The following is a 14,955-nucleotide window of genomic DNA, read 5'->3' as shown; positions in this document are numbered from 1 at the left end:
GGTTCGTTGATATTCCATATATCAAAGGTAAACATTTTTAGAAGCTGAAAGCTAAATGCACTAAAGTGCATAGTTTTAACTACAGTCTGCGACCAATAAAAATGCAGTAGAATGAAAATCAATTTTATTGTTTAATTTTAACAAAAAATTAAAACTATGGAAAATCAAAATTTCGAATACCAAAATAACAACCAATATCCCCAAAGATCACCTGACTACACTTTAGAGATTATCAGTTTGGTACTGGGTATTATAGGTTTAATCACCTCTTTTATCCCATGTTTTTACTGGTTTGCTTTGTTGTTTTTAATTCCTTCATTGATACTTGGAATCGTAGCGATTAGCAAGACTACAAAAAACCGTACTCCTAAGGGGTTTGCTATCGCAGCCACAGTCGTTGGCAGTGTAGGAATGCTTATTTGTATTGTCTGGCATACCATATTTGCTGCGGCATTAACTTCTGTTGCCAGAGATATAGATAATACAAACTCATACTACGACAATACACTATATCAAGATGAATATCAAACGGATAGCATACAAGAAGATACAGAATACATTTGGACAGAAGATACAGAAGAAGACGATTAAATACAATTAATATCTTGAAGAGAGAATACGTACTGATCAATAGTATATTCGCTGCCTTACTTGCAATCTTATTTGGCTATATCAGCATCTTAGCTTTTACAGACATAAGTGGAATCAATATACGTTCCTCTTGTGAAGGAATGCCTATCCAATATTGTAGAAGTAGAGGATTGACGAGAGACTTTATCTCAATTATGCAAAAGGGGTATAGCCAGACCATATACATTAATCCATATAGTCAACGCATATTTACATTCTTCATCTATGCCTTTGTTACGAGAATTCTCAGCACAATTGTCTTGCAATGGTTCACGAGTAAAAAAGTTTTTATATTAGATATAACAGTACTTACACTCTTATTTGCGTATGCATTCTTTCCCTTACTCCTTGGGTAAAGTAATACATGTAAATACAGATAATAAATACTATTTACCCTATAAATAAAAAACGGATGGTTAATTGAGCCATCCGTTTTCTTGTTATAAAAAATATTATCTTCTACTTGCCTGATAACGATCAAAGTATTCGCATTCCTGAATTACTTCTTGGTAGAAATTCGTGTCGCTATACTGTTCTTTCAATTTAGCGAATCCCTTCCACTTTTTAAACATAATATCATCCCCCCACGCGCCGTAATAATAATCCTTGCTATGGTATTCTTTTACATAAAAATTGTTTCGCTCAATTTTTGCTTCGAAATAGGCTAACTTCGCTTTTTGCTCTCTTGTAGTAGCCTGTTTTTGGGCAATTGCATAGTATTTTTCAGCTAACTTCATACTTAATAAGATAGCTTTATTGTTACTACTAATAGAGTTACTACCATATTCGTTTAGGATACTATTGTAATAAAACACCCTTGCATTTCCAAAGTAAGTCGTATTGTAAAACGCATTACCTAATAAAAGAGCATTATTATAAACATCTTCTCCCTTTGCAATCTTATCTTTCATTTCCTTGATTTTTTTCAAGAAAGAAAGCTTGGTATACTTCACTCTTTGTTTTGCTTGATGATCACAATCGTTACAATCTTTGATATTTCCGTTAAATGGATTTCCTAATAATTCAGTATCTTTATATAATAAGGTCTCATATTCATTAGAAAAGTAAGCATTTTTTCTCTTGACTGGCTGTGCTTTCTCCATCTCAACAATAGCTTCCTCAATTTTATCTTGATAGAAAAAATACAGCGCACGACTTTCATAAATATCACTTAGATTAAACCCATAACTATCAACAAACAATTGTTCGAAAGCACTTTTATTCTTGCTCAATAGGTACTCTTCCATTTCACGAGATTGCTTCAAATTACTGTAATAAGAAGGTCCTTCTGAAACTAATACTTCAGCCATAATAGTATTGTTATTCTCTTTATACACTGTTGAAAGAAAGCGTTTCACCCAATGTGCTGCATATTCATATCTAAAAGGATCTGAATAATCACGCGTATTCAAATTTTGAAACAACCATTGCATTTCAGTTAAAAGACGTGCCTCTACCTTTGAATCCACCTTTTCAACTTGAGAAACAGCATTGATTAAAGAAAATAAACGTATCTGATCTTGAATCATTACATCATCACTTTTCACTAACGCTTTAGCATCCTCTAAATACTTTGATGCACTGCTAAAGCTTCCTTGAAAAATATCTAAATAGGCCAGCGTTAATTTCCACAACACAGGATTGTGTAGTTTCTGTTTTTTATTGCTAACATCCCTTATCCATTGATATGTACTTTGATCAATCTTTCCTTCGACAGATTTAAAATAATCTGCTTTAGATTTAAACCTATGCTCCGTAGGAATATTGACTTCCTGCTCTTGTACATTAACCCATCTCGTTAACAAATAATCAATATGTGGACTACTCGGATCAATAGCATAAATTTGTTTCATGCTGCTAATCTCATCTTTATAATACCCCATGATAGCCCAAATAGCAGTTTGTACATTAACATCATCTGTCATTTCTACTATCCTTTGGATAGCAGTGTTATCTAATGGTTTAAAATTATAAGTGGCTATTTGACGCAATTGAGGTTCAGCATTGTAAATTTCAGCATACAATAGATTAGAGGTTTCATAATTTCCAGCTTGATAATAAGCACCTGCCACATAGCCAAGTCCTCTATAATACAATGTGTTCTTTTCTTGTTTATGTGCTGTATGCTCAAAATAGCTTATGACAGACTGACGATTACCCGAATAAAACTTTGCTTTTAGCACTTGAAACCACATGCGGTTACTAAAAAACTTATCTGACTTATTCATTTTATCGTAGAATTGCTGTGATAAAGTCACAATATCATTGTCCACAGGAATTTCTACATACTCTGAATAATTCCAATAATCATATGTACGACTACTATAGGCATCTATCCGTTTTGCAATATTCAAAAAAGTAACAAAATTCATTACTCTTTCATCTTTTAAATCTAAACCGTATTTACCTGATTTATTCTTTTTCTTATTCAAATCTAAATACAGTAATCGACTATTATTCTCACTATCTGAATCATCCAATAGGTAATAAGCAATAGCTTCTTTAGAAACCTTATTTCCTAAATACACACTCCAATCTTCTACAATATTATTGTGAAAAACATCCGTATTCGAAATATATTGATTATTGTAAAACCGTTCGTAAGGAGCAAAAAACATGGGTTGATAAGATTTATCAACGAATGCTTCAGGCGTAAAAGAGGAAGTCATAGCGTAACTCCAATACCCATCAGCACAAGCATAACTATAAATACCTACGCCTACAACTGCAGAGAAGCTACTTGCAAGTAATAAGTTCTTTAAATACTTCTTTTTCATAAGAGTTTATATTTTTTGAATTCAAATCGTATAATATAATTTCATTGGGACAAGCATTACTCACCTTTAATAGGTCCTTTTTCATTTCTAACAACTGTTCTGAAGTAATACTTTCAATCTTAATAAGATCACCTTGTCTAAAAAACTGTCCGAAATAATCCCCTGTTTTGACCACTTCAAACTGCTTAGCATTCACTAATTTAAAAGCGTCATTTGCTGACACATCTTCTAAGCGTATGCGGCTAATCATCCGAACAACTTTACCTTTCCTACTCTGAATCAACCAAGAATAGATTGGTAAAGCATAGTTTAGGCGCAGAGGATATCCTTTGATATAAGCGATGTACTTATTTGCAATATTCCTATCGTAGATTGAGTTAAGGCTATCCGCAGCTATACTACCCATATTGTAATACATCAAGACACCATGATCAACATTGGGTATTCCTGTTTTCTCAGCATACTTAATCTGGTGTAAGCGAATAGTAGACGAAACTTTCCACTGTTCTATTTTCTTAATTTCTTCTATTAAAGTAAAAAAGTTTTCTCGAGATTGTAATGACCAATCACAGTCAAATTGTACTTCTGTAATGGAGAGCGCATTCCGCTCATTCACCTGCTTAATGAAGTGAACGATCTTCTGTGCTAATGCCTGAAGATTAATATTGTTTCGAAGCATCACTTCATTTTTAATATAAACCACAGGGACGATCGAAATACCTTCACTCACTTTCTCTTTAAATAGGATAGGACTTATAGGTATTGCTACGTCATTTTGCATTACTACATCAAAATAACGCATATACAATTTAGTAACATTAAGCTCTTGAATAGATTGTTTCTCTATACTATCTAATTCGAAAGTAGTCTTCCAATAGTAGTAAGAGAGCTTGGTTTCACCTTCTAATTTATTGGGTTGCTTACTACAACTGATCAATAAAATAAAAGAGGATAAAAAAAAGATGAATTTCATACCTTAAACTTAGGTTACACGGTACAAAGATGCAAAAAAAAGCACCTGAAATCAGGTGCTCTTAAGATAAATATTTTTCTGTAAATCAAATTACTTTACTATTGTCATTTCATCAACGATGTGTTTAGCTCCAGCAAATTTATCAATGATAAAAAGTACATAGCGAATATCCACATTGATTGTTCTTTGTAGTTCTGGGTCGTAAATAACATCTCCTGCCATAGCTTCAATGTTACCATCAAAAGCTAAACCAATCAATTCTCCTTTTGCATTTAACACTGGAGATCCTGAATTACCTCCTGTAATATCGTGATTAGTTAGGAAGTTAACTGGTAGATGTCCCGCTTTATCCGCATAAGGTCCATAATCTTTTGCATTGTACAAATCAATTAACTTTTGAGGATTTTCAAATTCCTCATCGCCTGGTATGTGTTTAGCAACTGTTCCCTTCAAAGTAGTAAACCAATTTTCCGCTGCATCATTCACCTTCTTTCCTCTTGGTAAATCTTTAACAGTACCGTAAGTTAAACGCAGGGTTGAGTTTGCATCTGGGTAATACTTTTTATCAGGATTACTCTTTTGCAATCCGTCAACTAATAATCTAAATGCCTTTTGATACTTGTCCTCTAACTTAGCTAATTCCTCTGTTTTATGTCTGCTTTTCTCCATTAAAGCCAAAGACAATTTAAACAACGGATCTCTTGAAATAACGACACCCTTTGGTTTATCTAAAAATGCCTTTAATGCATTGATATTAGCAAAAATACTCTTTGAAAATGCTTCATTGACAAACTTTGTAAAATCGCCCTTATACTCCTTTTGAATCTGAGCTACATAAGGTGCAATCTCATATCCTTCGGATTTAGAAACGTAAAGTTCTAATTGTTTTGCCAACATTTCTCTTTCTAAAGGTTCATATTTACCTTTATATAAACTTGATGCAAAATCTTCAAACTCTGCACGCATTTCATCGCGAGTAGATTTTTTTCCTAAGGCAAATTTCTCAACTCCTCCAGCCAATCTGTATGGAATAGCCACCATAGAAGATGTTCTCATCATAGAGATCAAATAATTATCATGACGTGCTTTTTCATTAGTCGCAGCATAATACGCATTGATATCATTTATTACATCGCCATATTTTGCTTTATTTTCTTCTTTGTTAGCCCAACTGTCAAATGCCTTTTCATTCTCCGTTTTTACTGCTACAGTTTGATGCTGTGTTAAGGCATCAATCATCCCTTGTCTATTTTTCCAATAGTTTGCAACACCAGCATACTTAGAGGCATAATTCAAACGTACTTCGTCATTTTCAGACATATACTTTTTCATTACATCCATACCTAACTTAGATCCTTCAACCCAAGCAGGATACGCAAACTTGATATTTTGTTCAACACCTTGAGCAGGCATCCAACGATTTGTACGTCCTGGATATCCAAGGATCATAGAGAAATCTCCCTCTTTAATACCAGCTGTAGAAACAGGTAAATAGTGCTTAGGAGCCATTGGAATATTCTCTGGTGAATATGGCGCAGGGTTCCCCTCTTTATCAGTATATACTCTAAAAATAGAGAAATCACCTGTATGTCTTGGCCATTCCCAGTTATCAGTATCACCACCGTATTTTCCAATACTATTTGGAGGTGTACCTACTAAACGAACGTCAGTGTAATCTTGGTAAACAAAGTAGTAAAATTCATTTCCTTGAAAAAAAGAACGAACAGAAACAGTGTATTTTCCGCCTTCATCATTCTCTTTTTGAATCTTAGCAATCTCCTTGTTAATTGCTTTTTCTCTATCTAATTCAGACATCTTGTCATCAACTACAGATAAAATACGGTCTGTAACGTTATCCATACGAACAAAGAAGCGAACAGATAGTCCCTTTGCCTCTCTTTCAGATTGCTTATCCTTTGCCCAAAATCCATTTGTTAGAATATCATCTTCAGGCGTAGATAGATTAGCAATTTTATCATATCCACAGTGGTGGTTTGTTAAAACTAAACCTTGACTTGATACGATTTCCGCTGTACAACCTCCATCAAATTGCACAATAGCATCTTTTAATGAATGATTGTTAATACTATAGATTTCTTCAGCAGTTAATTGTAGTCCCATTTTTTCCATGTCGCGTTGATTCAAACGCTCAAGAAACATCAAGAACCACATTCCTTCATCAGCCTTAACCTTAACAGGTAATACAAATAATAATGCTGATAAAAATAACACGATTTTTTTCATAATTGTTATAGATGTTAGATTGCGAAGATAAAAGTAATTCAATAGATTTCTCCACAATAAAAAAAATAATTCAAACGCTACTAAACAAGACTCTTTACTCCTCGTCTTCTTTACACCCCTTATTCGGTATGTTATTGTTATTATCATAGCGATCTTGTAGTTCGTCGACTACAGATTTATCCCATAATTTAATTCCAGTAATATAGGCCGTTCTCGCAATAAGAAATGCTGCTACTGGAGATGTAATAAACAAGAAAAATATAATAGCCAACACTTTTGTCGTAGTAGAAAACTCAGAAAAATGAATTGCAGCACCTGCTAAAATACATCCTATACCCAAGGTCGCAGCTTTAATAGTGATAGATAACCTGGTGTAAAAATCAGGCATCCTCACAATTCCTATCGAAGCGATCAACACGAAGATAGCCCCTACTGTACAAAGTATCATTATAAAAATATCAATCATCTCTATTTCTTTTAACTAAATAAAATGCAAAGGCTACTGTACTTAAAAAGGCAATTAGAGCCAAAATGATAGCCACATCCAAAAATATAGGGTTATCAGCAATCAAACTGAATAAACCTATCACTCCTACACCCACCGTAATCAATAAGTCTAAAGCGACTACGCGATCTGCAACAGTTGGTCCTTTAATAAATCTGATAAAAATAAATATCAAAGACAAACTGATAATAGGCATTATAACATATAATAAATAATCATCTACTGTCATCGCAATATCTCTAATAATTTAGTTTCCGTACGTTCTTTCATATTCTTGACGAACTTTTTCTTGTCTTTCAAATACATCGTATGTATATACACATAGCTCTTATCATCTGCAATATCCATTACCATTGTACCAGGCGTTAGTGCAATAATATTTGTCAGCATTGTAATCTCAAAATCCGTTTTGGCATCCAGTTGATACTTAATAATACCTGGAGTTGTGTGGAAATTCGGTGTCATTACATCAATAGCCACTCTTAAATTTGCTTCCATCATATCATATAAAAAATACAGAATGAAAACTAATATTTTAGGTACGCGATAGAAATACTCTTTCTCTGCCATATTGGATCTACGCGTCAGCATCCACAAAATAAAGAAACCTGCTACGGAACCAAATATAAAGTTAGAGTAGTTCAGCTGTCCCGTTAGAGCAACCCAAACAAATGCCAGTAATAAGTTTAATAAAAAATACTTTAACATACTCTCCCTATTTTAAGTGATGCATCACTGATTCTATATAAATACTTGGATTCTTTAATTCATAAGCAATGCGTTCGGCTATTTCGAAAACAAATGAAGCCTTCAAACCTATAAACAAAGATACCATCGCCAATCCTACTACAGGTAAAACCAAGGCAATCTTTCCTCTCTTGTGAAAAGTAGCAAAGTGGTCAATCTCTTCTGCATTAGGTTTTGGCAGATCTTTCCAAAAAACTTCAGACCATATACGGGCTACAATAAACAAGGTAATAAAACTGGCAAAAATCAACGTCGCCAACAACACATAACTCTCCTGTTTAAATGCTTCTTGAAACAACATTATCTTGGGCCAAAAACCTGATAAAGGTGGAATACCTGCAAGTGAAAACAAGATAACAGCAAAAACAAGTGATAACCTTGGGTAATCTTTATAGAAACCACCTAAGCGGTACACATCTTGTGTCATTCGAATCTTTTGAATGATTCCACTCATCATGAATAAATTACTCTTGACAATTACATCGTGAATCAAGTAAAACACTACTCCTACTAAAGCCAACTCCGTATAGATACCAATACCAGCAATCAGATACCCTATATGACAAACAATGAAATAGGAAAATATACGACGCATATTCCTTTTATTGATTACTCCTAATGCGCCACTAATCATCGTTAAAATTGCAATAACAATAAACACACCAAGGATAAAATCATCTGGTTCAAAGACAACAGTAAAAATACGCAACATAGAGTAAACCCCCATCTTTGTCAATAACCCACCGAATACAGCACCAATCGCTGAAGGGGGAGTATGATAGGATGATGGCAGCCAGAAATACATAGGGAACACCGCAGATTTAATACCAAACCCAACGAAGAACAATAAAGCAGTAACTGTTACCAATCCCCTGTTTTCTACCGCTGCTACGTGCTCTGGCAAATCCGCAATATTCAAACTACCCGTGATTCCATATAAAATCCCGATAGCAGTCAAAAATATAGAGGAGGCCAACATATTCATGGTTACATACTTTACAGCCCCTTCCATTTGCCTTTTCTTACCTCCTAAGGTTAACAACACAAATGAAGATATAATCACAACTTCAAACCAAACATAGAGATTAAAGATATCACCTGTCAAAAAGGCTCCCATTAATCCCATAATAAGAAAATGGAAAATAAAAAAGTGCCCATATCTTATCCTACTAATATTTGTTGCTGCTGTAGAATATACACCTACAGCCAAAGATACAATAGCAGTTAGTACAACCATTGTTGCACTAAGCGTATCACTAACAAAAGTGATTCCAAATGGAGCTTGCCAACCTCCCATTTGCATTGTCATATTTCCATTCTCCCATACCAATGCAAACAATCTCAAGCTAACCAGGAAAGCAATACAGTTTCCAATAACGCTAATTGTCTTCTGCGCTTGCACATTCTTCCAAAAGAACATCAAGACAATAGCAGTTAACATATGTGCAAGTATAGGTGCTAAAATAAAGTTCGAAATCATATATCTAAATCTTGTACATTAAGAGAATCGAGATCATCAGTACCTGTTGTTGCGTGAACTTTCTTCAATAGAATAATTGCAAAAGCTGTTAATCCAAAACTAATCACAATAGCCGTTAAGATTAACGCTTGTGGTACAGGATCTGCATACACATCCGTAAAATGAATACTATCCCCATCTATAATTGGCGCTCTACCTTTGGTCAGTTCTCCCATCAAGAAAATGAGAATATTAGCTCCATTTCCAAGCATCATAAACCCCAAAAGTAATTTCACCATACTCCTTCTAAGTATTAAGTATATTCCTGCTGAATATAAAATACCTACTAATGCTACTAAAAGTAATTCCATATTCTTCTCTCTTATACATTTTCTGAAATAGTAAACAATATTGTCAATACTACTCCAATTACTACTAAATACACTCCTATATCAAAAAAAAGTGCTGTTCCTACAGAACCAATTACAGCCACTGAATCAGCAAACCAAATACCGGTCAAAAAAGGAGAACCCAAAATAACTGGTAAAAAGCCACTGACAAATGACAACGTTAGTCCTATAGGTATTAACAATAAAGGCGACACTTGAAACAATCTCAGTGTGCGTCTTGTACTATATGCAAAAGAGTGTAAAACAAAAGCAATAGATGCGATCAACCCTCCTACAAATCCACCACCCGAAAGGTAATGTCCTCTAAGTAATACAAACAAAGAAAACAACAGCAAGAGCGGTAACAAATAGTTGGTTGCCGTTCGCAAAATCGTAGTGTCTAACCTTCTCTTTCTAATTCTCGAGTTCTTCTTCATCTTCTTTATATTTTAACATACTGAAAACCCCTAATGCAGCGATTGACAACACAATAGTTTCAATCATAGTATCAAACCCCCTAAAATCAACTAAAATAACATTTACTACATTCTTCCCTTTCGCAAGTACATAAGCATTCTCGGCATAAAACCTACTTATATCCTTATCTGCTGGAGAGACAAGTGCTTGAAGAGTGATAATAGAGATTAACACTCCAAATGAGATAGAAATAACAGCATCACGAATCTGTAATCTTCGATTATTGAATCTTAGAAATGGCGGAAGCTTGAACAAGACCAATACAAACAAAACAGTTGTCAACGTATCGATTGCAAACTGTGTCATACCAAGATCTGGAGCACCGTAAAAGACAAATATCAAACAAATACAATATCCTACAACTCCTGTAGCTGCAATAGCAGTCAATCGCGAAGATGTATTAATAGCAAATATTACAGCCACTACCGTTATCAAAAATACAACTAACTCATAGATCCTAAACTCGGAGAGCCCTGTTGTATTCACTCGCAAAGGCACGTCTGTAAACAATTTATATCCTACCAAGCCGATGAAAAAAACAATAATTACAGCTAAATACGATCTCAGATAACTACTGTGAAAGATAAAAGTATACTTATAAGCGAGTAACCTGAACTTTTCTGCCAGTATAGAAAAAATATGCTGAGGAGCTAATCGATCAAAACGCTGGACAAAACACATCGGATTCTTCCACTTTTTGAATACAAAATAAATAATGCTTCCTAATAGTATCGTACATCCGCTTAATAGCAAACTACTATTGACACCATGCCAAATCTTTAAAGGCATCTCAACTACTTCTCTATTAAGAGAAGCAAAAACAGCAAGTATAATCTCCTTATAGGCGATAATCGGAAAAATACCCAATAACAAAGTAAAGAAACTCAATACTATCGTAGGAGTCAATAACATCCAATCTGGCTTATGAGCAATGCGCACCTTCTTCATACCTTTGCCAAAAAAGGGTTTAAACCCAATTAAAAAACCTGATGCAGTCAAAAATACATTGGTAATAAAGAGCGCTCCAGTAATGAGCAATATCCAACTGTAATCCGAAAAGTGCAATCCACTTTCATAAATGAGTTCCTTACCAATAAAACCAAAAGTCAAAGGAATTCCCGCACATGATAAAGCTGCGATAACTGCTGTTACAGCAAGTAAAGGAAAGTGCTTACGCAGTCCACTCAGTTCATTGATATCTCTTGTGTGTAACGCGTGATCAACAATACCTGTGATTAAGAAAAAGGCAGCTTTATACAACGCGTGCGCTAACACAAATACCGCCATAGCATACATTGCTAATTCTGTTCCTATTCCCAATAGAAACATCAACAAACCTAAAGCAGATATAGTCGAATAAGCTAAAATACCCTTCATATCCTTTCGGAACACGCTGTGAAAAGCACCAAACAACATAGTCACTCCTCCTACCACAAGTAAAATTGTATTCCAGTAAAACTCACCTCCTAAAATAGGAGTAAACCTCGCCACTAAAAACACTCCTGCCTTCACCATTGTAGCTGAGTGCAAATAAGCAGATACAGGTGTCGGAGCCTTCATTGCTCCAGGTAACCAAAAGTGAAAAGGGAATTGAGCTGACTTTGTAAAAGCAGCCACAAACAAAAATAAGATGATTAATAAATAGTATGGACTATCTTTTAATACATCACTGTGGTTTAGCAACTCACTTATAGAGTAAGTTCCTGTAATAGTTCCAACAATTATCCCAAACGACAAAAGGAAAAAACCTCCTAAACCAGTGATTGAAAAAGCCCATAAAGCACTTTTACGGGATTCTTCTTCCTCATTGTTAAATCCTATCAAGAAAAAGGAACTAATACTCGTTAATTCCCAAAAGATAAACAGTGTGATAAGGTTATCTGAAGTAACAACACCTAACATGGCCCCCATAAATATAGTGAGGTAGCATAAAAAGCGATGTAAGAGCGGATGCCCCTTTAGATAAGAAATTGCATATAAATATACCAATGTTCCAATTCCTGAAATCAATAACCCAAAAAGAACAGATAATCCGTCAAATTTAAAATCCAAACTAATTCCCAATGAAGGAACCCAGTCAGTCGTATAAATTAGGCTACTTGTACCATCTTTTATTGTTGGTAAAAAAGATAATAGATATAAAAAAATTGAAAATGGAAGTAGGGATATTATTGCAACATATTTAGTTCTTACGAACTCTTTCAAAAATAGTACTATAAAAGCAAGTACAAAAGTGAGAAAAATTAATGTTAGCATATAAGTTATATTTCTCTAATTACATATTTCCAGTTTAGTGGTAAATATAGACAAAAAAAAATAAAAATATGACTGCAACTTGCCGTAGAACAATAATTAACGCTAATTTTTCTACACTTTTTCTTGGCTCTAAGGATTAAAATAGAATATCCTTAATTAACTATTTTTTATTCAACATTTCCCATAGTTTATCTTTTAATTCTGTAAGCCCTTGCTGAGCCACAGAAGAAATAAACATATACGGTACTCCGCTTAATTCAGAATCAAGTTGTTCTTTTAACTCAGATTTCAATTCATCATCCAGCATATCACACTTAGTAACAACCAAAAGACGATCTTTATCTAACATTTCTGGGTTATATCTACGCAATTCATCAACTAAAATTTCATACTCTTTCTTGATATCATCAGCATCTGCCGGCACCATAAAAAGCAAAGTTGAGTTGCGTTCTATATGTCTTAAAAAGTAATGTCCTAAACCTTTTCCTTCAGCAGCACCCTCAATAATACCAGGTATATCTGCAATCACAAAAGATTTAAAATCGCGATAAGCCACAATACCTAAATTAGGCTTCAAAGTTGTAAACGGATAATCCGCAATTTTAGGTTTTGCAGAGGTTAAAACAGATAGAAGTGTAGATTTTCCTGCATTTGGAAATCCAACTAGTCCAACATCTGCTAACACTTTTAACTCTAAAATCACATCTAACTCTTGTCCAGATAATCCTGGCTGAGCATATCGCGGTGTTTGATTAGTAGAAGATCTAAAGTGCCAGTTACCTAAACCACCTTTACCTCCTAAAGCTACAATTTGTTTTTCTCCGTGTTCTGTAATTTCAAATAGAACTTCTCCTGTCTCTTTATCTTTTACAACTGTTCCAAGAGGTACTTCGATAATTCTATCTTCACCATCAGCACCAGTACTTCTTGAACTACCACCATCACCTCCATGTCCTGCTTTAATATGGCGCATGAATTTTAAGTGAAACAAAGTCCAAAGACCTTCATTACCTACAATATAAACATGTCCACCTCGACCTCCATCACCTCCATCAGGTCCTCCTTTTTCAATAAATTTTTCGCGGTGTAAGTGTGTAGATCCTCTACCTCCTTTTCCAGAGGCAACATATATTTTTACATAATCGACAAAATTCCCTTCAGTCATCTTTCTTTTATTATTATTACTCTTTACAATATGTAAAAAGTTTTGGGCTGCAAAAATAGTATTTTTTCAAATACAAAAGTGCTTATACTAAAGTATCTATAACTTTACTTAGACGCTCAGTCACTTCTTCTATTGATCCAATCCCGTCAACAGCAGCATATTGATTTTTATTATTATAGAACTCAATAAGAGGTGCTGTTTTCTCATTGTATTCTTTATAGCGGTTTCTGATTTTAGTTTCATCTTGGTCATCAGCTCTACCACTTGTCTTACCTCTTTCTAAGATTCTCGCTACTAATACCTCATCATTAGCATCAAGACCAATTGTACCTACAAAGTCAATACCTTTCTCCTCCAACAATGCTTCTAAAGCTTCTGCTTGTTTTATCGTTCTTGGGAATCCGTCAAATAAAAACCCAGCTTTATCCATATTCTTAGCTACTTCATCAGCTAACATATTGATCGTAATTGAATCAGGAACTAGTTCCCCTTTATCAATAAATACTTTAGCTTGATTACCTAACTCTGTTCCATTTTTCAAATTGTAACGAAACACGTCACCTGTTGAAATGTGAGTTAAGTTATATTTTTCTTTAAGAAATTCAGCCTGTGTTCCTTTTCCTGCACCTGGCTTTCCAAATAAAACGATTGCAATCATTATGTATTGTTTATCCTGTTAGTGTATTATTATTCTTTAATTTGGTATATCTCTGGTATATTTCTACCGAATTTATCATAGTCCATACCATACCCTACGATAAATTTATTTTCTATTTCAAAAGCGACATAGTCTAAAGGAATATCCTTTTTATATGCCTCTGGCTTCAGACAAAGTGTGCATATTTTAACTTGTTTCGGACGTTGTTGATCAAATAGCTTTTTTAAAGCTACTAATGTATTACCTGTATCTACAATATCTTCAATGATTACAACTGTACGATCAGTCACGTCTATATCTAAACCAAGTAACTGATTCACTTGATTGCTAGATTGAGTTCCAATATAAGATGCCATTTTCACAAAGCTCATCTCACAGTCTCCCTTATACTTTTTTATCAAGTCACTAAATACCATAAAAGATCCATTAAGAACTCCAATAAATACAGGAATGTCTCCTTGCATATCTCTTTCTATTTGAGTTGCAATTTCTTCTAATCGATTTTGGATACGCTCTGCTGATATAAACGGCACAAACGTTTTGTCTAAAACTTGTATTTCCATTGTGTTGTGTTATTGATAATTTGCAAATATACAAAAAGAAAAAACCTATATCAGTTTATTAACAAAGGAATTACATAAACACATAAATAATCTTATTATTCCTCTTTAAACT

The 14,955-nt window shown here is 34.2% G+C and carries 15 protein-coding genes; 2 read left to right on the top strand and 13 right to left on the bottom strand.

The window, feature by feature from the left end; all coding sequences use genetic code 11:
- Positions 1 to 156: 156 nt before the first annotated feature.
- Positions 157 to 591, top strand: a complete 435-nt coding sequence (locus GOQ24_RS08450) for a DUF4190 domain-containing protein (RefSeq protein ID WP_155091373.1) — start codon at positions 157 to 159, stop codon at positions 589 to 591.
- Positions 592 to 605: 14 nt separating this feature from the next.
- A complete protein-coding gene (locus GOQ24_RS08445) occupies positions 606 to 986 on the top strand; it encodes a hypothetical protein (RefSeq protein ID WP_160339470.1) in 381 nt (126 codons plus the stop codon).
- Positions 987 to 1,082: 96 nt separating this feature from the next.
- Here GOQ24_RS08445 and GOQ24_RS08440 read toward each other — a convergent pair whose 3' ends face one another.
- From GOQ24_RS08440 to hpt, 13 genes are all read right to left on the bottom strand, one after another.
- On the bottom strand, positions 1,083 to 3,407 hold the full coding sequence (locus GOQ24_RS08440) for a hypothetical protein (RefSeq protein ID WP_160339469.1): 2,325 nt from the start codon (positions 3,405 to 3,407) through the stop codon (positions 1,083 to 1,085).
- A complete protein-coding gene (locus GOQ24_RS08435) occupies positions 3,367 to 4,380 on the bottom strand; it encodes a hypothetical protein (protein ID WP_160339468.1) in 1,014 nt (337 codons plus the stop codon). The genes GOQ24_RS08440 and GOQ24_RS08435 overlap by 41 nt, the downstream gene beginning before the upstream one ends.
- Positions 4,381 to 4,470: 90 nt before the next feature.
- A complete protein-coding gene (locus tag GOQ24_RS08430) occupies positions 4,471 to 6,624 on the bottom strand; it encodes a S46 family peptidase (RefSeq protein WP_160339467.1) in 2,154 nt (717 codons plus the stop codon).
- A gap of 94 nt (positions 6,625 to 6,718) precedes the next feature.
- Positions 6,719 to 7,090, bottom strand: coding sequence for a monovalent cation/H(+) antiporter subunit G (gene mnhG, locus GOQ24_RS08425; protein WP_155091368.1), 372 nt, complete (start codon positions 7,088 to 7,090; stop codon positions 6,719 to 6,721).
- The gene (locus tag GOQ24_RS08420; RefSeq protein ID WP_155091367.1) at positions 7,083 to 7,358 is read right to left on the bottom strand and encodes a cation:proton antiporter; all 276 of its coding nucleotides are present in this window, start codon (positions 7,356 to 7,358) and stop codon (positions 7,083 to 7,085) included. Before GOQ24_RS08420 ends, mnhG begins: the two co-directional genes overlap by 8 nt.
- The gene (locus GOQ24_RS08415; protein WP_155091366.1) at positions 7,355 to 7,837 is read right to left on the bottom strand and encodes a Na+/H+ antiporter subunit E; all 483 of its coding nucleotides are present in this window, start codon (positions 7,835 to 7,837) and stop codon (positions 7,355 to 7,357) included. The genes GOQ24_RS08420 and GOQ24_RS08415 overlap by 4 nt, the downstream gene beginning before the upstream one ends.
- A gap of 7 nt (positions 7,838 to 7,844) precedes the next feature.
- Positions 7,845 to 9,356, bottom strand: a complete 1,512-nt coding sequence (locus GOQ24_RS08410) for a proton-conducting transporter membrane subunit (RefSeq protein ID WP_160339466.1) — start codon at positions 9,354 to 9,356, stop codon at positions 7,845 to 7,847.
- Positions 9,353 to 9,706: a Na+/H+ antiporter subunit C gene (locus GOQ24_RS08405; RefSeq protein ID WP_155091364.1), complete on the bottom strand. Its 354-nt coding sequence runs from the start codon at positions 9,704 to 9,706 to the stop codon at positions 9,353 to 9,355. Before GOQ24_RS08405 ends, GOQ24_RS08410 begins: the two co-directional genes overlap by 4 nt.
- A gap of 11 nt (positions 9,707 to 9,717) precedes the next feature.
- A complete protein-coding gene (locus GOQ24_RS08400; RefSeq protein ID WP_155091363.1) occupies positions 9,718 to 10,161 on the bottom strand; it encodes a Na+/H+ antiporter subunit B in 444 nt (147 codons plus the stop codon).
- Entirely contained in the window at positions 10,139 to 12,457 is a 2,319-nt protein-coding gene (gene mbhE / locus GOQ24_RS08395) for a hydrogen gas-evolving membrane-bound hydrogenase subunit E (RefSeq protein ID WP_160339465.1), read from the bottom strand. Before mbhE ends, GOQ24_RS08400 begins: the two co-directional genes overlap by 23 nt.
- A gap of 160 nt (positions 12,458 to 12,617) precedes the next feature.
- Positions 12,618 to 13,622: a GTPase ObgE gene (gene obgE, locus GOQ24_RS08390; protein WP_155091361.1), complete on the bottom strand. Its 1,005-nt coding sequence runs from the start codon at positions 13,620 to 13,622 to the stop codon at positions 12,618 to 12,620.
- A gap of 82 nt (positions 13,623 to 13,704) precedes the next feature.
- A complete protein-coding gene (locus GOQ24_RS08385) occupies positions 13,705 to 14,280 on the bottom strand; it encodes an adenylate kinase (RefSeq protein WP_155091360.1) in 576 nt (191 codons plus the stop codon).
- Between the two features lie 29 nt (positions 14,281 to 14,309).
- Complete coding sequence (gene hpt / locus GOQ24_RS08380; protein ID WP_155091359.1) at positions 14,310 to 14,843, bottom strand: hypoxanthine phosphoribosyltransferase; 534 nt, start codon at positions 14,841 to 14,843, stop codon at positions 14,310 to 14,312.
- Positions 14,844 to 14,955 lie beyond the last annotated feature (112 nt).

It is taken from the genome of Myroides sp. LoEW2-1 (assembly GCF_009767705.1).
Taxonomy (GTDB): Bacteria; Bacteroidota; Bacteroidia; order Flavobacteriales; family Flavobacteriaceae; genus Flavobacterium; species Flavobacterium album_A.
Note: the sequence above shows the minus strand (reverse complement) of the source record. Positions and strands in the feature narration are given on the sequence as shown.